The sequence below is a fragment of the Corallococcus sp. RDP092CA genome (assembly GCF_041903675.1).
Taxonomy (GTDB): Bacteria; Myxococcota; Myxococcia; order Myxococcales; family Myxococcaceae; genus Corallococcus.
Genome location: NZ_JAYESI010000055.1, coordinates 1 through 21,853, shown reverse-complemented (window position 1 = coordinate 21,853; position 21,853 = coordinate 1). Strand labels below are relative to the sequence as shown.

Below are 21,853 nucleotides of genomic sequence, written 5' to 3'. Positions count from 1 at the left end.
CGCCCCCCGCACCGCGCGCCGGCAGCTCCCCGCCACCCCGCCCGCGCCGCCCCAGGGCGCCCTCCAGGTCCAGGGCCGCGTCGTCGACCTCCAGGGCGACCCCGTCCCCGGCATCGAGGTCTCCGCCTCCGTGGGCGTGCCCGGGGAGACGCTGACGGAGCTGCCGTGTGACGCGGACTCGCCCGGCGTCTCCCTGGTCTCGGAGGACTGCGAGTCCGTCACCGCCCGCCGCTGGGTCCAGGAGCTGGTGGAGGCACACCGGGGCGGCGCCTTCGTCCTGTCGCGCGCCACCTCCGCCCAGGACGGCACCTTCACCCTGGAGGGCCTGCCCCAGGGGAAGGTCGCCCTCTGGGCCCTGGACTCACGGGGCGCCGCCCTCCAGGAGGACGTCGTCACCGGCACCGGCGACGTGACGCTGACGCTCGAAGCCAGCCGGGGGCTCACCGGCCGCGTGGTGGACGAGGACGGCGCCCCGCTCGCCCAGGCCCGGGTGACCGTGCTGCACACGGGCACGGCGCGCTACTTCGAGACGAAGACCGGCGCGGACGGCCGCTTCTCCCTGGGCCCCCTGCCCCGCGAGGACACCTACGACCTCCTCGCCGCCCACGCCGGGAAGCTCTCCGAGTGGGTGGAGGACGTGGCGCCTGCCGCCCTGCCGGAGGACCTCGTGCTGTTCGCGCCCCGGCGCATCGTGGGCACGGTGGTGGACGGGGAGCAGCCCGTCGCCGGCGCTACCGTCACGGAGGCCGGCGGCGAGCGCGTCGCCCTCACCGACGCCCAGGGGCGCTTCACCTTCGACGGCCTGTCCCTTGATGACTACACCCTGGAGGCGGAGCAGGGCGGCCTCCAGGCGCGCGAGACGGTGAAGGTCACGGAGGACCAGCGCGAGGTCCAGGTGACGCTGCGCCTGGGCACCTCCTTCTTCGTGGAGGCCACCGTGCGCGACACCGCCGGCGCCCCCGTGGCCAACGCCGAGGTGAGCGCCGACGTTCCCCATGAGCTCACCGAGCACTTCGGCACCCTCGTCTTCCAGGAGCTGGGCACCACCGACGCGGACGGCCGCGTGCGCCTGGGCCCCCTCCAGGCCCGCGACTACACCTTCAAGGTCGTGGCGGACCGGCTGCTAGACCTCACCGCGGTCCGCGCCGTGGCCGCGGGCGGGCCTCCGCTGGACTTCGTCCTCTCCCCCGCCCTCCTCGTGGAGGGGCACGTCACCGACGCCGCGGGCAAGCCGCTGGCGGAAGTCTCCCTGTCGCTGTGTCCACCGGGCCGGAAGCGCCCGGAAGGCGCGCCCACGCCCGTGTTCTCGCGCTCCTTCATCGTGATGCACCCGCCCCGCGAGGAGCCCCTCACCTTCGACGCCACCACCGACGCGGAGGGCCACTTCGCCATCAAGGTGGACCAGCCCCTCTCCGGCACCCTCACCGTCGAGGCCGAGGGCTACCTGCCGCGCCAGCTCCAGGTCCGGGCCCCCACGTCCGGCCTGAAGCTGGCCCTGGACTCGGGCGCCACCGTGCGCGGCACCGTGACCAGCTCGCGCGGCACGCCCGTCAACGAGGTGGACATCTCGCTGGTGAGGCAGGTGGAGGAGGCGCGGCCCTCGGACGACGGACAGGAGGACGAGGCGCCCCAGGAGGCCCCGGACGACGACGAGCCCGAACGCATCACCTTCGCGGGCTCGTCGGACGAGGCTGGCCACTTCGTCATCCAGGGGCTGCCCCCGGGCAGCTACATCGTGTGGATGCGCGCCACCACCGGCGGCTACGAGCGCCGCATGCCCGACCGCGTGGTGCTGCGGGGCTCGGAGACGGTGGACCTGGCGCTGCGCCTGGACCTGGACGGCCAGGTGGGCGGCATCGTCGTGGACTCGGAGGGCCGGCCCCTGGCGGGCGTCTCCGTGGACGCCACCGCGAAGGAGGATGAGACCAGCGACGGCCGCTCGTACTCCCCCCTCTCCGCGACGACAGGAGCGGACGGCCGCTTCGTCCTGGAGTCGCTCGCGCGCGACTGGGACTACGAGCTGGTGGCGATGAAGCCGGGCTACGCCCTGCCCCGCCCCCCCGAGAGCGCCGACGACGGGTCCGACCTCGGGCCGGACGAGGAGCCCGAGGAGGCGGCGAGCGACCACATCCACCGGTGGCTGGAGGACCTGGAGGGCCCCAAGGTCACCGCCCGCGCGGGCGACATGGACGTGCGCATCGTCCTGGCCTTCCAGGGCCGCGTCACCGGCCGGCTGGTGCGGCAGGACGGCACGCCCATCACCCGCTTCACCGTGAACGAGGAGGCCGTGCGCGACCCGCAGGGCGCCTTCACCTTCTTCGTGAACGAGCCCGGCCCCCAGCACCTCACCTTCGAGGTGCCCGGCCACGCCCTCACCCAGCGCGACGTGGACGTCCCCGCCGGCCGCGACGTGGACCTGGGCACGGTGCGCGTGGACGCGGGCCACGCCATCCAGGGCCGCGTGGTGGACGACGCCACCGGCACCCCGCTGGCCGGCGTCATCGTCTCGCTGGCGTTGCCCCCGGAGGACGGCGCCAACGCGGAGGACGGCGAAACCTTCGTCGACGTCCGCACCGGCGCGGACGGCACCTTCCAACTGCCCGCCGTGGAGGCCCGGCCCTACGTGCTCACCGTGCAGGAGGCGACGCACGCGTCGCTCGTGCGCAGGGTCGGCCCCACCGAGGACACGCTGGAGCTGCGCCTCCCGACCGCCACCCGCCTGGAGGTCGCCGTGCGGGACGCCCAGGGCAACCCGAAGTCCATCGTCGTGCAGGCCGTCTTGAAGACAAACCCGGAGGAGCAGCACCTCGCCCCGGCGAGCAACGGCATGGCCATGTTCCGGGACCTGGAGCCGGGCGACTACGTGGTGAAGCCCCCGGGCAGGGACTTCATCACCGTCCTCCCCCGGACCGTGCACGTCGAGCCGCGGCGCATCACCCGGCTGGACCTGCTGATGACGACGGGGGGCACCCGGCTGAAGCTGCGCTGGAGCGAGCGCGGAGCGCAGGGCACGCCCTACCTCATCCCGGGCCGCATCCCGGCCCCCGCCGAGTCGGCGTCGCCCACGGAGGTGCAGTGGCTGCGCGAGCTGGCGGTCATGCCCGAGTCACTGCGCGGGGATGTCTGGAGATTCCTCCCTCCCGGGCCCTATACGCTTCTCGTGTTGCGAGAACATGAGGGACGCTGGCTGTCCTTCCGCGAGGAAGTGACGGTGGGCACGGGCGACACGCAGGAGGTGGAGGTCCCCGCCTTGCCGTGGTGAGGCGGGTCCGACATGCCTCGCGGGGCGGGGAGCTGTGCTAAACCCCACGCATGACCCCGAGCGACGCGCTGAGCGCAGCAGACCTCGAACGTCTGGCCAGGGCGGAGGCACCGGACCTGGCCGAGTCCGTGCTGGCCTTCCTCGACCAGCCGGACCGCCCGTCGGACGCGCCGCTGCCGCAGGGCGCGCTCTCCTTCGACGCGCTGAAGCAGCTCCTGGAGCAGGCGCGCGCCCGCGGCAACAAGCCGGGCCGCCGCCAGGGGTCTCACGAGGCCTGGCAGCGCTTCCTCGCGCAGAAGGACGTGCCGCTGCCGCCGCGCCTGCTGCTCGCGGACCTGCTGGTGTCCCTCTATGAGAAGAACACCGAGCCCGCGAGAGCCGCCCTCATCACGCTGGTGAAGGAAGCGCCGCTGAAGTTCGGCCTGTGGGCGGGCCTCAAGCGCATCTACAAGCTGTCGGAGACGCGCCACGACGCGGAGATGTTCGGCGTGCTGGCCTGGCGCTTCGACACCGAGCGCGGCGGGCGCCGGCACCGCGAGGTGGGCGGCGGCACCCTCACCTACCTCCAGCGCCGCGCGTGGCGCTTCCTGCGCCAGCTGGGCGCGGCCGTGCCGGAGCTCTACCCGCAGTTCGCGGTGGAGGTGCTGCGGCACTACGACCTGGAGACGACGTGGTCCCAGTGCTGGGTGGCGCACCACCTCTGGGCGCACCACAGCAAGAGCTACTCCGCGTCGCGCTTCGCCATCCAGCCGCCCAACGACATGGTGAAGCAGCGCATGTACCCGGACGCGTGGAAGCGCTCGCCGGACGCGCTGATGCGCCTGCTGGACACCTGCCAGTCGGACCCCGCCGCGAAGTTCGCCATCCAGGGCCTGCGCAAGGACTTCCCGGAGGCGCTGCGCAAGGTGACGCCCGCGTGGCTGGACCGCCTGGCGCGCCGGCCGCTGGGCAGCGCGCACGACTTCCTGGTGGAGACGCTCCAGGGCTCGCCGGACTTCCACCAGGGCAAGCTGCGCGCGGCCGGGCTGCATGAGGCCGTCCTCGCGCTGCTCTTCTCCCCCAGCGACAAGGCCCGCGCCTACGCCATCGAGTACGCGCGCGGCCACGCGCAGGACCTGGCCGCGGACCGGCTGGCGGACCTGGTGGAGAAGGGCGCGGACGACGTGCAGAGGTTCGCCGCCGCCGCCCTGGAGAAGCACAAGCCGCGCGACCTGGGCCTGCCGCTCCTGGGCCGGCTGCTCAACTCCAAGCCCACCGCGGCGTTCGCGGCGAAGTCGCTGGAGCAGTCCTTCGACCGCGCGGAGCTCACCCACGACTTCCTGCGCGAGCTGCTCTGGGGCAAGCAGGAGCAGCTCAACTGGGCGAAGAACTACATCTCCACGAAGTACGCGGACGGGGAGATGCCGGCGGACTTCTGGAAGGTGACGCTGACGGAGGCGAAGCAGCGCTCGTCGCGCCAGCGCATCGTGGAGGACACGGCGATGAAGGCCCTGTCCACCTACAAGCCGGCGGACATCGGGCCCCAGTGGCTCCTGGACCTGGTGGCGCACCCGCGCCTGGGCCGCCAGGCGGCGCAGTGGCTCACCCGCGCGGACAGCCTGCCGGGCCTGGACGTGGAGCGGGTGAAGGCGCTCGTCTTCAACGGCAAGTTCCGGAGCACGGCGCTGGAGCTGCTCGGCAACCGCAAGCTCTTCACCGCGCGGCAGCTCACGGTGCCCTGGCTGCTGGCGCTGGCGCGGCGGGCGGACCCGCAGCTGCACGACTTCGCGCACCGCTACCTGCTGGCGAACGTGGTGCCCGCGGACTTCAGCGACTCGGGCGACGCGGACACGGGCCTGGAGCGCCTGTTCGACCTGGCGCTGGGCGCGAAGCAGCCGCCGCCCGTGCGCGCCTTCGCGCAGATGTACCTGCGCTGCCACCACCCGGGCATCGGGCCGGAGCAGCCGGAGTCCAGGTCCTACGAGCTGCGCCCCCGCGCGCCGCGCAAGGCGTACACGGCGGAGCGGCTGTGGCCGGCCCTGTTCGACGCGCGCGACGACGTGCGCCGCTTCGCGCTGACCATCGCCCGCTCGGAGCTGCGCGCGTGGGGCTACCAGACGCGCGTGTACGAGCTGGCGGACTCGGACGCGAAGGAGATCCGCAACCTGGCCTATGACGCCCTGCTCAACGCGGGCGAGCCGGGCGCGGACGCGCGCCACACGCTCCAGCCGGAGGAGCTGGACGCGGGCAAGGTGTTCGCCCTCACCGAGTCCACCAAGCGCAGCACGCGCGAGGTCGCCGTGGAGCTCATCCGCCGGCACTACGCGCGGCTGGGCGGCGCGGAGCGGCTGTCCGGCCTCATGCAGAGCGCGGACCGCGAGGTGGGCCTGTTCGCGGTGCGCCTGCTCTGGGAGAAGCACCGGCCGCTGCACCTGCCGGAGGGCTGGAAGCCCGCGGGCGGCGGCAAGGACGTGCGCGAGGCGGGCGGCACCACGCGCTTCAGCGACGTGGAGGCGCTGCGCACGTTCCTGCGGCGCATGCTGTTCGGCCTGCCGCCCGGGCGCGCGAAGGAAGCGCGCGAGGGCGACGTGCAGCGCCGGCTGTCCGCGAGCGTGGCCAAGCGCCGCGTGGTGGAGCTGGTGCGCGACCTGGGTCTGGAAGACGAGAGCTTCGCCCGCGTGGTGGCGCCCGTGCTGGGCGAGTTCACCGGCTCCGTGGCGAAGGGCGAGTGGCAGAGCTGCCTGGCCTCGCTGGTGCAACTGCGTGCGGCACACCCGGGCGTGCAGCTCGGCGGCATCTAGGACAACGACACCATGGCCAACCTCTCCATCGGCAACATCGAGAAGGTCCGTGCGCTCGCCGCCAATGCGCGCCTGCTCCTCGTGGGCGGAACGCGCGCGGCCGCCGACAGCCGCCTCACCGCGTATGACGCCGCGAACAACAAGGTCCTGTGGACCAGCCCCCTGCCCGCCCACGTGCTGGGCGTGGCGCTGGCCGGCGAGCAGTTCGCCGCGGCGGGCGCGGACGGCACGGTGCGCTTCGGGTCGCTCGCCGACGGCGCCGTGAAGTTCCAGCTCCACCACGCGCACCCGGGCGGCTGCACGGCGGTGGCGGCCAGCCCCGACGGCAAGACGCTCTACACGGCCGGCGCGGACGGCTTCGTGCGCGCGTGGGACTGGGACAGCACGCGCAAGCTGAAGGAGTGGAGCGCGTCGTCCCAGGCCCTGCGCGCCGTGGCGGTGGACCCCACGCACACCTACGTGGCCTGCGCGGGCGATGACGGCGTGGTGCGCTCGTTCACGGTGGCGACGGGCGCGCGCCGGGACATGCCGGGCCACGAGGGCGCGGTGCGGGCGCTGGCCTTCACGCCGCGCGACGGGCGGCTCGTCTCCGCGGGCGACGACGGCAAGCTGCGCATCGGCTACCTCGTCGGCGCGGTGGAGTTCGAGGTCCGCGGCGACAAGGACAGCGGCCACGCGGGCGCCGTGCTGGGGCTGGTGTTCCCGCCCACGCCGCAGGCGGAGCCCGGCCAGGACCCGGCGGAGCGCATCGCCTCCGTGGGCAGCGACGGCAAGCTGAAGGTCTGGCGCCTGGACGAGCGCCGCAAGCCGCGCACCTTCGACCTGGGCAGCAAGGCCCTGAACGCGGTGGCCTTCGCGCCCCCGGCCAACCCCCGCCAGGCGAAGCAGCTGCTGGGCTTCCTCTTCGTGGGCGGCGAGGACCGCCGCGTCACCCGCGTCACGCTGGGCACGGACGGCAAGCCCACGGACGAGACGACGGCGTACGGGCACGGCTTCGACGTCTTCAACGAGGCCCTGAAGGCCGCCCTCCCCCGCCGCGAGGCCGCGGTGAGGGAGGCGGTGGCCCTCCAGGAGCCGGAGGCGCTGGACTTCGTCGTGGGCGTGCTGTCCTCGGACAAGGACGTCGCGGCGCGCCGGCTGGCGGCCACGGAGCTGGGCAACCACGGCCGCGCCGCCGCGCGGGCGAAGCTGCGCGAGCGCCTCGACGACGACGACAAGACGGTGCGCGCCGCGGCGCTGGACGCGCTGGTGAAGCTGGAGACGGAGTCGCCGCTGGCGGCGCCCCGCGCGGCGCTGGACTCGCGCTTCGTGGACACGCGCGTACAGGGCCTGCGCCTGCTGGCGAAGCGGGGCGGCGCGTCGCCGCTGGTGCCTGGGCTCATCGCCAGCAAGCTGCCGGACCCCCACCCGGACGTGGGCGTCGCCGCGCTGGACGCGCTCACCGCCGTGTCGCCCAGGGGCAGCACGGAGCCGCTGAAGCTCGCCTTCGAGCGCGGCCCCGCGGCCCTCAAGGTGGAGGTGCTGCTGCGCGCGTCGGTGGCGGGCCTGCTGGGGGACCCGCACCTGCAGCCGCTGGTGGCGCGCGCGCTGGACGACGCGGACCGGGACGTGCGCCGCGTGGCCTTCGCGGTGCGCGTGCTGGAGCGCCGCGCGCTGGCCGCCACGCTGGAGGCGAAGGACGAGGAGTTCGCGCGCACGGTGCGGGAGGTGACCCGCATGCTGACGCTCCAGCGCAAGCGCGCGGCCGGGGACGCGGAGGCGAAGCTCACCACCGACGCGGAGCTGGCCGCCTCGCGCGAGCAGCTCTTCGGCAAGGCGGCCGCGGGCGCGGCGCTGACGGAGGCGGACCTGGAGCCGCTGCTCGCCGCCATGGCCTGCCGCATGCCGGACACGGCGGTGCGCGGGGCGCGCGTGCTGGCGCAGCTCGGTGACGGCCGCGCCCTGGGCGCGCTGCTCCAGCTGTCGCGCGAGGACGACGCCGCCATCCGCCGCGAGACGGCCACCGCGCTCCAGGCGCTGCAGGACCCGCGCGCCCGCGAGCGGCTGGTGTGGATGCTGGACGACGCGGACGGGGACGTGCGCGCGGCGGCGCTGTCGGCCGTGGTGGCGCTGGACGCGGACGCGCCGCTGGCCGCCGCGGAGGCCGCGCTGCGCTCCGGCCACGAGGACGTGCGCGTGCGCGGCCTGGACCGGCTGGTGAAGCTGGGCGCCAGGGCGGAGGGCGCGGAGGGGCTGCTGGGCGACGCGCTGGAGGACGAGTCCGCCAAGGTGCGCGGCGAGGCCTTCCGCACCCTCTGGGCCTGGAACGACCAGGAGCCGGTGAAGGCGCTGGACCGCGCGCTGGCGGGCCGCTTCCCGGACCTGCGCACCCGCGCGGTGGAGGTGCTCGCGCAGAAGGGCACCGAGGGCTGGGCGCTGGAGCGGCTGAAGAAGTCCGTGGAGGACCGCGACGCGGGCGTGGCCACCACCGCCTACGAGGCGTGGGTGAAGCTGGCCGGCAAGGAGAAGCCGGAGCCGCACCTGGCCGCGCTCGACACCACGCACCCGGCCCTGCGCGAGAAGGCCGCCAAGGCCTCCGTGCACGCCCCGGCGGAAGCCCTGCGCTCCGCGCTCCTCAAGCGCGTGCAGGACGAGCACCTGGAGGTGGCCGTCGCGGCGCTGGAGGCGCTGGACAAGCTCATCCCCCACGAGAACGGGCCGCTGCTCGCGGGCATCGCGGCGGCGGCGCTGCCGGTGCGCGTGCGCGCCGCGGAGCTGCTCGCCCCGCGCGGCGCGGAGGACATCATCGAGCCCATGCGCGGGCTCATCACGGACAAGGACCTGGAGCGGATGTACCCGCCCGGCTTCCTCGTCCCCCTGCGCGTCCGCGCGGCGCGCGCGCTGGCCACGCTGGGCTCGCGGCGCCTCCTGGGCTTCTACGCCACCACGCTGCTCCCCAACGACCTGACGGACCTCCAGGAGCAGGGCGCGCGCGGCCTCGCGACGGCCAGCCGCCGGGGCGACGAGGGCGCGCTGCTGGACGCGCTGGGCCACTCGCTGGTGGCGGCGCGCTCGTGGGCCGCGGACGGCCTGGCGCGCCTGGGCGACGTGCGCGCGCTGCCGGTGCTCACGGGAAACCTGCGCCATGAGCACCTGCCCATCCGGCTGGGCGCCATCCTCGCGTTCGCGGCCCTGGGCCACGAGGGCGACGGCGGCCTGCTGCACGGCCTGGAGGACTCCGCGCGGGAGGTGCAGGAGATGGTGTTCGCCATCGTGCTCGCGCGCGACCTGCGCGCCAGCCGCGAGGGCGGACCGCCGGACCTGCTGACGAGCGCGCTCTCCAGCGGCCGCCCGGAGGTGCGCTACGCCGCGGCCCGCGCGCTGGAGCTGCGCACGGAGCCGGACGCCTACCGCGCGCACCTGGTGGAGGTGCTGCTGCCGCCGCGCCCGGAGAAGGCCGGCGACATGAAGGACTGGCCCGCGGAGGACGAGCGGGCCAGGCGCGTGATTGGCCTCGCCGAGGCGCTCTCCAGCGGCCAGCCGGAGCAGCGCTACGCGGCGGCCCAGGTGCTGCTGCTGCGCAACAAGCCGCTGGACTACTTCCGCGAGGCGCAGAAGGTCGCGCGGCCCAGCTCGCTCCAGGCCCCCTGGAAGCCGGAGACCTCCGAGGGCGCCGCGCACGTGGTGCAGCCCTCCACGCCGGAGAAGCAGGGCACGGCCTCCGCCACGGGCAAGAGCTGGCTGCGCCGCCTCTTCTCCGCGGTGAAGCCGTCGGAGGGCGCGGAGGCGGCGTCGCAGAGCGCGACGCAGGCGGAGCGCCAGCACCTGCGCCGCCTCGCCTTCGGCGCCTACGTGGGCCTGCTGCGGCAGGTGACGGCGGGCGACGAGGAGGGCCACCGCGTCCGCCGCGACGCCGTGGACCGCGTGGTGAAGCTCACGCAGGAGGGCTACGCGGGCACGTCCGCCGCCGTGGCCGCCCTGCTGCGCGCGCTGGAGGACCCGCACCAGCTGGTGCGCCGGGCCGCGCTCGCGGGCCTCAAGGAGCTGTACCCCGCCGCCGGCAGCGACGAGCCGCTGGCGCTGGCCCTGGCCTCGCTGGCGCCGGACGTGGCGCGCGCGGCGCTGGAGGAGCTGGCGGAGCGCGGGGACAAGGCCCGTCCGCGCGTGGCCGCGGCGCTCAACTCGCCGCTGCCGGAGGTGCGCAAGTCCGCCTTCGAGCTGCTGGAGAAGCTGAGCCCGCCGGGCAGCCTGGAGCCGCTGCTGGCCGCGCTGGGCAGCGAGCACGCGGACCTGCGCGTGGGCGTGATCGAGCGGCTCGCGGGCGCCAACGACCCGCGCGTCACGGACGCCCTGGGCCGCGCGATGGGCAGCGAGCACGAGGACCTGCGGCTGCGCGCCGCGGAGCTGCTCGCGTTCCGGGGCGATGACCGGGCGGTGGAGGTGCTGGGCGCCTTCCTGCGCTCGGAGACGTCGGCCGTGGCCCGCCGCGCGCAGGAGGCCCTGGCCCGCCTGGGGACCTCCGCCGCCGTGGCCGCGCTCGCCGCGCGCCTGACGGTGGCCCCGGAGATCCCGGAGCGCACCCGGCTGGTGGCCGCGCTGGGCCGCACGCACCGCGCGGACGCGCTGGACGTGCTCGCGCGCCAGAGCGTGGAGGACGAGGCCCCGTCCGTGCGCCTCGCCTGCGTGACGGCCACGATGCAGCTCACCTGGCCGCCGGAGCAGGAGAAGCTCAAGGAGCCCGAGCGCGAGCTGAAGAAGCGCGACGCGGCGCTCGCGGTGCGCTTCCTGCGCGTGGCGGTGAAGAGCCAGGACCCGGAGGTCCGCAAGGCCGCCGCCCGCGAGCTGGAGCACGGCAGGAACGAGGGCCAGGACGCGCTGCTCGTCCAGCTCTTCAACGACCGCGACGTCACCGTGCGCGCGGCGGCCGTGGAGCACTACTCGAAGCGCGTGGTGGAGGAGGGCGCGGCGGTGGAGCCGCTGGAGGAGATCCTCCGCGCCGGCGCCCGCGAGCTGATGCTGCCCGCGGCGGAAGGCGTGGCCCACCAGCGCCGCGCCAGCGCCCTGCGCCCGCTGCTGCTGTACGCGCGCGCCGGTGAGCCGCACGAGCGCGGCCGGGCCCTGCTCGGCCTGGGCACCCTGGGCGACGTGCGCGCCCTCTCCGAGCTGGAGACGGTGGCGGCCGGGGGCACCCCGGACGCGCCGGCGGAAGAGGACATGGTGGTCGCCGCCATCGAGGCGCTGGGCCGGCTGGCGAACCGGATGCCCGACGGCGAGGACCGCCGCCGCATCGAGGAGAAGGTGGAGGCCGCCGCCACCGACGGCAACGTCTTCCAGCGCCAGGAAGCCGGCGTGCGCGGCCTGCGCGCCCTGGGCGGAGAGCGCGCCCGGGTGAAGCTGGAGGCGCTGCTCGCCGACATCGAGGTCGACGACGACGTGCGCCGCACGGTGGCGGAGCAGCTGGGCAAGCTCGGAGACCCGGCCGCCGAGCCCGCGCTGGCCGCCGCGCTGAACGAGGACGACGACGACCTGCGCGCCGCCGCCCGCAAGGCGCTGGACGCGCTCTTCCCGAAGGAGCGCACGCGGGTGGAGTTCCTCGCCGTGCAGAGCGAGCACGAGGACATCTCCGAGCCCGCCGCCACCTACCTCGCCAGCGAAGGCGACCCGGCGCTGCTCGTGCCCCGCCTGGCCACGCTGGACAACGTGGAGCTGCGCCTCCGCCTGCGCCGGGGCCTCGCCCGCCGGGGCGCGCTGCCCGTGCCGGAGGTCATCGCCCTGTTCGGCCACGACAAGCCGGAGGCCCGCGAGGAGGCCGCGCGGCTGGTGGGCACCTGGACCGGCGACGCGCGCGAGGCCGGCGCCGTGGACACGGCCGGCCTGGCCCGCGCGCTCGTGGCCTCGGAGCGGCGCACCGCCGCCGCGTGGGCCTCCGCGCAGCCCTCGAAGAAGGAGCCGCTGGCCGCCGCCTGGGAGCGCCTGCTCTGGGCGGGCTCGCGGCTGGGCGCGAAGGAGCTGGTCGCGACCTCCGCCGAGCTCCTCCGCAAGGGCGAGGCCCACGCCCCCGCCGCCGTGCGCCAGGAGGCGGCGCGCGCGCTGGGGCGGCTGAAGGCCACGGGTGAAGCGCAGGCCCTGAGAGGCGCGCTGGGAGACCCGGACGCCGCCGTGCGCGCCGCCGCCGCCGCGGTGCTGGCCGCGCTGGTGCCCGGCGAGGCCTCCGCGTGGGCGCTGGAGGTGAAGCCCTTCGACCCGGTGGCCCTGGGGCCCACGGGCGCGAAGGTGGCCCCGTCCGCGCTCACCACCAGCGAGGCCCGCCGGCTGGCGGTCCCCGCGCTGCTGGCGAAGAAGGACCTGAAGCCGCTCGAGGCCGTGGCCGCCGACGCGAAGCCGGAGGTGCGGCAGGAGGCCTGGGCCGCCCTGGGGCGCCTGGGCGGAGACGAGGCCGCGGCGCTGCTGAAGACGGCGGCGTTCGACAAGTCGCAGTCGGTGGAGCTGCGCAAGGCGGCCTACCGCGCCCACAAACGTGCACGCCGCGCCGCTGAGCGCGCCCGGAAGGAAGGTCAACCGTCGTGAGCACCGCAACCGCACGTCATCCCGTCGCGCTGAGCTACGCCGCGCAGAGCGACGTGGTCGTCACGCCGGACGCCTCGCGCGTGCAGCTGGCCCTGGAGGGCTCGCGCGGCACCGTGGGCGTCAGCGGCCGGGTGAAGGACCCCACCCTCTTCCGCGACGCGCTGGCCGCCGCCTTCGCGGTGCTCTCCAGCGACCTGCGCTACCGGGGCCGCGACCGCACCGCGTACCTCGCGTACCTGATGAAGCAGGGCAAGCGCGCCAGCGCGCAAATCTGGGAGGCGCAGAAGGCCTTCCTCGACAGCGCGCTGGAGGGCGAGGAGAAGCAGGACGCCGTCCTGGACCCCGTCCTCACGGTGGATCCGGACCAGGTCTCGCTGGAGGTCTTCTCCCGCGACGAGAGCGCCTACGCGCGCCTCGCCTTCGACAACAGCCTCTTCGACCAGCGCCAGGCCGCGCACGGCTCCACCTTCCTGGACGTGCCGCAGGACCTGCCCGCCCGGCTGGACCGCCTGCGCGCCTACGCCCCGGTGACGCTGGAGGCCCACGTCGCCCCCACGGCGAAGCCCGCCGCCGCGGAGCCCCGGGCCCCGCGCACGGTGGAGGTGCCGCACGCGTGGCTGCGCGGCTTCCTCCAGGTGCAGTCCGCCGCGACGCTGCCGGCCACCACCTGCTCCATCGCGCCCATCGACCTCTACAACCTCCTCTTCGCGCTGCGCACCCGCCGCTCGAAGAAGGCGCCCCGCGCGCTGCGCTTCGAGCTGGTCCCCGGCGCCCCGCCCCGCCTGGTGCTGGAGCCCTGGGAGCAGGTGCTGGAGTGCCACGGCGGCGCGTACACGGGCAGCGCGCCCGCGGTGGTGCGCACCTTCGGCCGCCAGCGCCTCGCCGCGCTCGCGCGCCTGCTGCCCCACGCGAGGCGGGTGCACGTGCAGCTCCTGGGCCCGGGCCTGCCGGTGTTCTGGGTCATCGACCTGGGCGCGGCCACGCTGACGCTGGGGCTCACCGGCTGGACGGAGAGCGGCTGGTCCAGCGCCGCCGCCTTCGACGCGCTGATGCCGCGCGACGTGCCGGAGGGCCTGGCGGAGTCGCTGCGCAACCGCCTGCGCAAGGACGGCCCCCTCGCCTTCGACGTCCTGGCGAAGGACGCGGGAGCGCCGAAGGACCAGGTGCGCGCCGCGCTCCAGCTCGAGTGCCTGCGGGGCCGCGTCCTCTTCGACGTGGCGCGAGGCACCTACCGCCCGCGCGAGCTGATGCCCACCCCGGTGGACGAGGCCGCGCTGCGCTACGGCAACGAGCGGGAGGCGCGCGCCCACCGCCTGCTGGGCGACGGCGGCCCGGGCTCGGGCGAGGTGAAGCTCACGCAGGTGCACGACCTCGTCGGCGAGGGCACGCGCATCCAGGGCGAGGTCGTGGACCGCGAGGCGGTGCGCAGCTTCTTCCCCAGCTTCACCATGGACCTGGAGGGCCGCGTGAAGGACGCGAGCTGCGGCTGCCCGCACTTCCGCCGCTCCGGCCTGCGCGAAGGCCCCTGCGAGCACATGCTCGCGCTGCGCCTGGCCTACGCCCGCCGCCGCGCCGAGGAGGAGGCGCTCCGCCAGACGCCGGAGGGCCGCAAGCTCATCCGCGCGGAGACGCGGGCCTACGTGCGCCGGGACCCGGCCACGGGCCTGGAGCAGGTGTACCGCGTGTCGCTGGACGGCAAGGTGGTGGCCCTCACCTGGGGCCCGCGCCTGGGCGACTCCCGCCACCAGCGCCTCTGGTTCGACACGGACACGGAAGCCCGGACGGCGTACTTCAGCCGCTTGGAGAAACTCACCGCGGACGGCTACATCGACGCGGCCTCGACTCTGGTGTAAACCCTCAACCAACGGCCCGGCCGCCGACGGGGCGGCCGGAAGGATGGTGGCGCCGGACGAAAACCGAATAGCGAGTGGTCGAGAGAGGTCTGGACCGCATCAGCCTCAGCGCCTCGAGCGCGGGAGCGGCGTTGCGCCGCTCTGGTAGGACTGCTGGACACTCTCCGCACGGTAGCCTGTTCTTGGCTCTCTCCCTCCCGAGCACTACGGTCGGGGCGGGAAGCGGAACCAACGACGCAGCCGCCGTTTTCCCACCCCGACCGTAGTGCTCGGGAGGGGAGAGCCGGTGAGGCTACCGTGCCCCAGGTGAGCTGGTGGTGCCTTCCTGGCCTCCCTCGACCGCTCGAATTCGCCTCCGTCGCCCCTCCCTGAGCCGCCGCGCCCGTCGAAGGTACCCTCGATGACCGCCAAGCTGGAGTCGTTCGTCCCCGCCGCCCCGCCGCAGGCCGCCCCCGAAGTCGCGCCCTCCGCCGCCCCCAACACCGTCGCGAAGCGCGAGGCCGCCAGGGCCGCTCACGACGCCCTCCTCGCGCGCTGGAAGGCCATCACCGAGGCCGGCGGCGCGGACGAGTGGGTGCGCGCGCAGCTCGTGGCGAAGGGCGCGCTCGCGGAGGAGGTGGACTTCTCCTCGCTGAAGGAGAAGGAGAAGACGGCCTGGAAGGAGAAGAAGAAGGCCGAAGCGGTGGAGCGCCGCGCGCTGGAGCGCCAGGCCCACGAGGCGTGGAAGGCCACGCACGTGAACCACCTGGGCGTCGGCATCTACTGGAACGAAGCCGGCCTGCCGGACAAGTTCGACCTGGAGCACCGCGAGGAGCGCGCGCGCCAGAACGGCATGCCCGCGCTGGGCTCGGCGGAGGACCTGGCGAAGGCGCTGGGCCTGAGCGTGTCCAAGCTGCGCGGCTTCGCGTTCCACCGCGACGTGGACACGGGCTCCCACTACGTGACGTGGCGCATCCCCAAGCGCACGGGCGGCGAGCGCACCATCACCTCGCCCAAGCCGGAGCTGAAGGAAGCGCAGCGCTGGGTGCTGTCGAACGTCGTGGAGCGGCTGCCGGTGCACGGCGCGGCGCACGGCTTCGTGGCGGGGCGCTCCATCCTCACCAACGCGCTGGCGCACCAGGGCGCGGACGTGGTGGTGAAGGTGGACCTGAAGGACTTCTTCCCCTCGGTGACGTGGCGCCGGGTGAAGGGCCTCCTGCGCAAGGGCGGCCTGCCGGAGAACACCTCCACGCTGCTGGCGCTGATGTCCACGGAGGCCCCGCGCGAGCTCCTGTCCTTCCGGGGCAAGACGCTGCACGTGGCGAAGGGGCCGCGAGCCCTGCCGCAGGGCGCCCCCACCTCCCCGGGCATCACCAACGCGCTGTGCCTGCGCCTGGACAAGCGGCTGTCGGCGCTGTCGCGCAAGCTGGGCTTCACGTACACGCGCTACGCGGACGACCTGACCTTCTCCTGGACGAAGGCGAAGGCGCCCAAGGCGCGCCGGGCGCAGGGCGCGCCGGTGGCGGTGCTGCTCGCGCGGGTGAAGGACGTGGTGGAGGCGGAAGGCTTCACGGTGCACCCGGACAAGACGCGGGTCGCGCGCAAGGGCAGCCGCCAGCGCGTCACGGGGCTCGTGGTGAACGAGGCGAAGGACGGCACGCCCGCCGCCCGGGTCCCCCGCGACGTGGTGCGCCGCCTGCGAGCGGCCATCCACAACCGCCTGAAGGGCAAGCCGGGCCGGGACGGCGAGTCGCTGGAGCAGCTCAAGGGCATGGCGGCGTTCATCCACATGACGGACCCGGTGAAGGGCCGCATGTACCTGGAGCAGCTCGCGAAGCTCGAAGCCGAGCCGCCAGCCCAGGCGTAGGCGCGCCGGTCAGCGCGCCCCCTCCCCGGGCGCCAGCGCCGCCTCCGCGAACTCCAGCAGCCGGCGCGGATACTCCGAGGGCGCGGTCGCGGCGAAGTTGCCATGCGACGCGCCCGGGATGCGCCACGTCTGGGCATACGGCGCGACGTGAGCGAACAGCTCATCCAGCAGCGGCTGTCCGGACTCCTCCGTCCCCGCGACGATGAACAGGGGCCGGGGCCGGATGCGGTCCACCGCGTCGAGGGTCCGCACCTCCTCCAGGGCAATCCCCCGCCGCCAGAACGGCACCAGCGCCCCCGCCTGGGTCACGACGCCGAAGCGCCGGAAGTCATACGCCGCCGCCAGCCACAGCGTGTTGAAGGGAGACAGCAGCACCACGGCCGCGACCCGCGGGTCCTCCGCCGCCACCTCCGCCACCGCCGCGGAGCCGATGGAGAACCCCAGCACGCCCACGCGAGCGGGGTCCACGTCCGGCTGCGCCCGCACATACGCCAGCGCCGCGCGCACATCCTGGCGCTCCTTGTCGCCCCAGGTGGACGTCTCGCCCCCGCTCTGCCCATGCGCGCGCAGGTCGAACAGCAGCACCCCATGGCCCCCTTCGTGCAGCGCGCGAGCCTCCGGAATCAGGTCCATGCGCGTCTGTGAAAGGCCGTGCGCCAGCACCCACGCCGCCTTGTTCCGGGACGGCAGGTACCAGCCGCGCAGCTCCACCCCATCCTCGGTGCGCAGCGTCACCTCGCGAGCGGAACCGAAGTCCGCGGGCAGCACCGCCGCCGGCCTCGGGTAGTGGAAGTACTGCTCGGAGCGCCACGCCGCGCGGCCCGCCAGCGCCAGCGCCACCAGCAGCCAAGGCAACACGAACACGCCCAGCACCCGGCCCCACCGGACCCGCTTCAACACCCCAGCCATGTCCACCCCTCTCCGACAGCAAGCGACCTCGGCGAGGGGCGGAAGTCGCGCTCCCAGGCTTGTGTTGGCGCCCGCCAGACATTTAGAGCCTATAGGCGCCAATAGCTTCCTGGTTTACAGTTTAGGCAAACTTTAGCAGCGGCGGAAGACAAGACCGTCATGGGTGAGCAGGAATGAAGACGTCGAAGACGGTCTATGACGCAGTGGTGGTGGGCTCGGGCGCCTGTGGTGGATGGGCGGCCAAGCAGCTGACGGAGGCCGGGCTCCAGGTGCTGGTGCTGGAGGCGGGCCGGAGCGAGAAGGCGGACCGCGCGCTGCATCTGCTGCACCGCGTGAAGCAGAAGCTGGGATACCGCATCGAGTCGGACGCGTCGCGAACGTCGCGTCAGTCCGTGCAGTCCACGAGCTTCGCCTGGCCCTTCCATCCGCACGCGTTCGTGGATGACGTGGACAACCCCTACACGACGCCGGACGACGCGCCCTTCGCGTGGATCCGCGCACGGCAGGTCGGCGGGCGGACCGGCGTGAGGAGCCACGGCCGCCAGTTCTACCGGCTGTCCGACTTCAACTTCCACGCGGGGAGCCTGGACGGGCTGAGCCCGGACTGGCCGCTGTCGCACGCGGACCTGGCGCCGTCCTACGAAGTCGTGGAGCGGTGGATGGGCCTGAAGGGGAACCCGGACGGCGTGGACACGCTGCCGGACTCCGTCTTCTCCGGCCCCGCGCCGCTGTCGCCCGGAGAGGTCCGCCTGAGAGAGAAGGTGAAGACCCGCTGGCCCGAGCGCCACATCGTCGCCCGGCGCACCGCGAACGCGCCGGTGACGCTGCCGGCGGCGCTGAAGACGGGGCGGCTGACGCTGCGCTCGCACGCCGTCGCCAGCCACATCCTCCACGACCCGAACACGGGCCGGGTGACGGGGGTGTCCTTCATCGACGCGAACAGCGGCACCTCCGAGGAGGTCCGCGCGAAGGTGGTGGTGGTGTCCGCGGGCACCATTGAATCCACGCGGTTGCTGTTGCACTCGCGCAACCGGGCGTTCCCGGACGGCCTGGCGAACAGCTCGGGGCTCGTGGGCCGGCACCTGATGGACCACATGTATCTGCAAGGCATCGAGGCGCGCATGAACCTGCCCGCGCACCTCCAGCAGCAGGAGCACGGCTGGGCGTACATCCCCCAGTTCCGCAACGTCACCGAGCGCCACCCCGGCTTCGCGAGAGGCTACGGCGTGCAGGTCTTCACCTTCGATGACCAGATGCACCTGGTGCCCTTCGGCGAGATGCTCCCGCGCCCGGAGAACCGCGTCACGCTGAGCGACACGGTGAAGGACCGTTGGGGCATCCCGGCGGCGCACATCGAGTGCCGGCACTCGGACAACGAGCTGAAGATGACGGAGGACGCGGCCGCGGCCTGCCAGGAGATGCTGGAGGAGGCGGGCTGCACGGTGGAGAAGATCAACAAGACGCTCTCCAAGCCGGGCATGGCCATCCACGAGGTGGGCACCGCGCGCATGGGCAAGGACCCGAAGACGTCCGTGCTCAACCCCTTCAACCAGAGCTGGGACGTGCCCAACCTCTACGTCATGGACGGCTCCTGCTTCCCCTCGCAGGGCCCGCAGAACCCCACCCTGACGATGATGGCCATCACCGTCCGCGCCTGCGCCCACCTGGTGGGCGAGCTCAAGGCCGGCCGCCTCTGATTCCCCGCGGAAGACGACCGCGAGGGGCCTCGACACGCAGGCCCCTTGCACGGCCGGCGCGGATTTATTACCTACTGGTCAGTAACTAACCCCGCCCACGCATGTCCCGTCCCCAGCGCGTCCTCGACCCAGAGATTGATGCAGCGGCCCGAGCCGTCTTCCTGGAGCAGGGGCCGTCCGCGCCGCTACAGGACATCGCGAAGCGGCTGGGCATCTCGCAGGCGGCGCTGCTGCACCGGGTGGGGACCAAGGAGGCGCTGATGGCGAGGGCCCTCCGCCCCGTGCCCCCGAGCGCGCTGGCGCTGCTGGAGCCAGGACCGAGGGACGACAGCGCCATCGAGGCCCAGCTCCTGGAGGCGCTCCTGCACCACCGGGACTTCCTGCGCCAGCTGGTGCCGTGGTTGTTCGTGCTGCACTACTCGGCGCTGGGCGGCGCGAGGGCCATGCACCTGGAGACACCGCCCCCGGTCGCGCTGCGGGAGGGGCTGACGAGGTGGCTCACCCGGGCGAAGCAAGCCGGCAGGGTGGACCTGGCCGCGCCCAGGCTGGCCGCGGAAGCGCTCTGTGGAGCGCTGGAGGCCCGCTGCTTCAACGCCCACGTGGGCGGAGCCACCTACGCCCCCGGCGAGGACGAAGCCGTCCTGCGCCAGCTCATCCGGGTGCTGCTGACGCCCCGGGAAGCACCCGCGCGAGCCCGGAAGACGCCGCTGAAGAGGAAGCCGCGATGACGACCGCCACCCCCAAGCTGTCTCGCTCGACGGAGGGCCCCTGGCTGACCCTCATCCTGGGGATGCTCATCGGCTTCGGGCCGCTGTCCATCGACATGTACCTTCCGGCGTTCCCCACCATCGGAGAGTCGCTGCACGCGACCGCGGGCGAGGTGGAGCGCACGCTGGCGACGTTCTTCGCGGGGCTCGCGGTAGGGCAGCTCTTCGCGGGTCCGGTGAGCGACCACTTCGGCCGCACGAAGCCGCTCTACGCGGGCCTGCTGCTCTACGTGCTGGGCTCCCTCGGCTGCGCGACCGCGCCGTCGGCGGACGTCTTGGCGGCGTGTCGTTTCGTGCAGGCGCTGGGCGGCTCGGTGGGCATGGTGACCTCGAGGGCCGTCGTGAGGGACCTGCACTCCGGAGCCGCGGCGGCGAGGATGATGTCGCGCCTGGTCTTGGTGATGGGCCTGGCCCCCATCCTGGCGCCGCTGCTGGGAGGCTGGGTGCTGCGAGCCGCGGGCTGGCGAGCCATCTTCGGAAGCCACGCGGTCATCGGGCTCATCGCGCTGGGAGCGGTCTTCGTCATCCTGCCGGAGACAGCGCCGCCGCGAAGTGGAGCCGCCGCCGCGAACCCCTTCCAGGCCATGTGGGGCATCACGAAGGCACCGGACTTCCTGGGGCACGCGCTGGCGGCGGGGCTCTCGCAGGCAGGGATGTTCGCGTACATCAGCGGCTCGCCGTTCGTGTTCATCACGTTGCACGGAGTGAAGCCGGAGCACTTCGGCTGGTTCTTCGGAGCGAACGCGGCGGGGCTGGTGGCGATGTCCCAGCTCAACCACTGGCTGCTGGCGCGCTCCTCGCCGGCCCGGGTGCTGAAGCAGGCGGTGCGAGTCGCCACGCTCGCGGGGCTGGCCCTGGTGGCGGTGACATCGACAGGCTTCGGAGGGCTGTGGGGCATCGCGCTGTCGCTGTTTGTCTTCGTCTCCAGCCTGGGCGCCATCACGCCGAACGCGACGGCCCTGGCCATGGAGCACCACGCGAAGCAGGCAGGCATTGCGTCGGCGGTCCTGGGGGCGCTCCAGTTCATGCTGGCGGCGGGAGCCTCGGCGGCGGTGAGCGCGAGCCACGACGGCACGGCGAGGCCCATGGCCCTGGGAGTCGCCATCGCCGCCCTGCTCGCCCTGGGAGCGTTGGGGCTGGCGAAGCGGGCCCCCGCGCCCTGAGCCGCGTCCCGGGTGGGATTGACACCTTGGAATGGGACGGCCGATGGTGCGGACCGGAATGCTTGCACCCTTCTACTCCGCGTGTCCTGTCTGCAATGAGACCGGCTTTCTTCCGGTCGTTGCATTCCGCGAGCTGAGCTACGGCCGCTGCACGGGCTGTGGGCTCATCTACAAGCGAGAACAGCAGCCCGGGCTGGGAGAGGGCTACGAGGAGAAGTACTTCAAGCACAACCGGGCGAAGTACCTGGGCCGCTGGGACCACCGGGTGCGCAAGTGCCTGCGGCAGGTGCTGGTGTGCCTGGAGTACGCGCCGCACGCGAAGGACCTGCTGGATGTGGGGTGCTCTGCGGGCTACGTGCTGGAGGCGGCGCAGCGAGCAGGCTTGAGGGCCACGGGGCTGGACTACTCCCAGTTCTCGGTGAACCTCTGCCGCGAGCGAGGCTACACGGCCGAGTACGGCTCCCTGACCCAGATGCCGTTCCCGGACGCGTCGTTCGACATCATCACGCTCAAGCACACGCTGGAGCACGTGGAGCAGCCCATGGACGGGCTGCGAGAAATCCAGCGCGTGTTGAGGCCAGGAGGCGTGGCCTTCGTCATCGTGCCGGACGCGGCGTACTACAAGATCATCGTGATGCCGAAGAAGGGCCGCTCCTTCCGACCGGACCGACGAGGCTGGCAGCACCACGTCTACTTCTACGAGCACAACCTCGCGGACGCCTGCGCCAGGGCCGGCATGCAGCCGGTGAAGGCTGGCAAGGACATCCTGCGCCGAAGGCTGGCGAAGGGCCTGCGAGCCCCCTACGAATACGCCCGCTTCGCCCTCCTCTGGACCTGGGTCCAGGTGTGCCGGCTGACGCACCTGCGAAGGGAGATCCAGGTCATCGCCCGGAAGCCAAGGGCTGTCGTAGCTCGGCGTAACAGGTCCTCCGGAGTTCGGCGAACCCGGTCTGGGTGAGTTCGGCCAAACCGGTCCGCACCGGTTCGGCCAAACCGGTCCCCCCGGGCGTCCCGCCGACAGGCCACGCTG

At 73.7% G+C, this 21,853-nt stretch carries 10 protein-coding genes; 9 read left to right on the top strand and 1 reads right to left on the bottom strand.

Features of this window, described 5'->3' with window-relative positions:
• The 5 genes from U8525_RS33355 to U8525_RS33335 form a co-directional block, all read left to right on the top strand.
• Nucleotides 1-3,262, top strand: a 3,262-nt coding sequence (locus U8525_RS33355) for a carboxypeptidase regulatory-like domain-containing protein (RefSeq protein ID WP_374270780.1), incomplete at its 5' end; no start/stop codon positions are given.
• Between the two features lie 50 nt (nucleotides 3,263-3,312).
• The gene (locus U8525_RS33350) at nucleotides 3,313-6,042 is read left to right on the top strand and encodes a hypothetical protein (RefSeq protein WP_374270779.1); all 2,730 of its coding nucleotides are present in this window, start codon (nucleotides 3,313-3,315) and stop codon (nucleotides 6,040-6,042) included.
• A gap of 12 nt (nucleotides 6,043-6,054) precedes the next feature.
• Complete coding sequence (locus tag U8525_RS33345; protein ID WP_374270778.1) at nucleotides 6,055-12,588, top strand: HEAT repeat domain-containing protein; 6,534 nt, start codon at nucleotides 6,055-6,057, stop codon at nucleotides 12,586-12,588.
• Nucleotides 12,585-14,441: an SWIM zinc finger family protein gene (locus tag U8525_RS33340; RefSeq protein WP_374270777.1), complete on the top strand. Its 1,857-nt coding sequence runs from the start codon at nucleotides 12,585-12,587 to the stop codon at nucleotides 14,439-14,441. Before U8525_RS33345 ends, U8525_RS33340 begins: the two co-directional genes overlap by 4 nt.
• A 400-nt stretch (nucleotides 14,442-14,841) precedes the next feature.
• A complete protein-coding gene (locus U8525_RS33335; RefSeq protein WP_374270776.1) occupies nucleotides 14,842-16,287 on the top strand; it encodes a reverse transcriptase family protein in 1,446 nt (481 codons plus the stop codon).
• Nucleotides 16,288-16,296: 9 nt separating this feature from the next.
• Here U8525_RS33335 and U8525_RS33330 read toward each other — a convergent pair whose 3' ends face one another.
• Nucleotides 16,297-17,196 carry an alpha/beta hydrolase gene (locus U8525_RS33330; RefSeq protein ID WP_374270775.1) on the bottom strand — a complete coding sequence of 300 codons (900 nt, stop codon included), beginning with the start codon at nucleotides 17,194-17,196 and terminating at the stop codon, nucleotides 16,297-16,299.
• A 173-nt stretch (nucleotides 17,197-17,369) separates the two neighbouring features.
• On the opposite strand from U8525_RS33330, the gene U8525_RS33325 reads away from it, so the two are divergent.
• The 4 genes from U8525_RS33325 to U8525_RS33310 all read left to right on the top strand — a co-directional run bounded on the left by U8525_RS33325 (nucleotide 17,370) and on the right by U8525_RS33310 (nucleotide 21,781).
• Nucleotides 17,370-18,893 (top strand): GMC oxidoreductase, encoded by a 1,524-nt coding sequence (locus tag U8525_RS33325; protein WP_374270774.1) that lies wholly within the window; start codon nucleotides 17,370-17,372, stop codon nucleotides 18,891-18,893.
• A gap of 101 nt (nucleotides 18,894-18,994) precedes the next feature.
• Entirely contained in the window at nucleotides 18,995-19,621 is a 627-nt protein-coding gene (locus U8525_RS33320) for a TetR/AcrR family transcriptional regulator (protein ID WP_374270773.1), read from the top strand.
• Nucleotides 19,618-20,823, top strand: coding sequence for a multidrug effflux MFS transporter (locus U8525_RS33315; protein ID WP_374270772.1), 1,206 nt, complete (start codon nucleotides 19,618-19,620; stop codon nucleotides 20,821-20,823). The genes U8525_RS33320 and U8525_RS33315 overlap by 4 nt, the downstream gene beginning before the upstream one ends.
• Before the next feature lie 58 nt (nucleotides 20,824-20,881).
• On the top strand, nucleotides 20,882-21,781 hold the full coding sequence (locus tag U8525_RS33310) for a methyltransferase domain-containing protein (RefSeq protein WP_374270771.1): 900 nt from the start codon (nucleotides 20,882-20,884) through the stop codon (nucleotides 21,779-21,781).
• Nucleotides 21,782-21,853 lie beyond the last annotated feature (72 nt).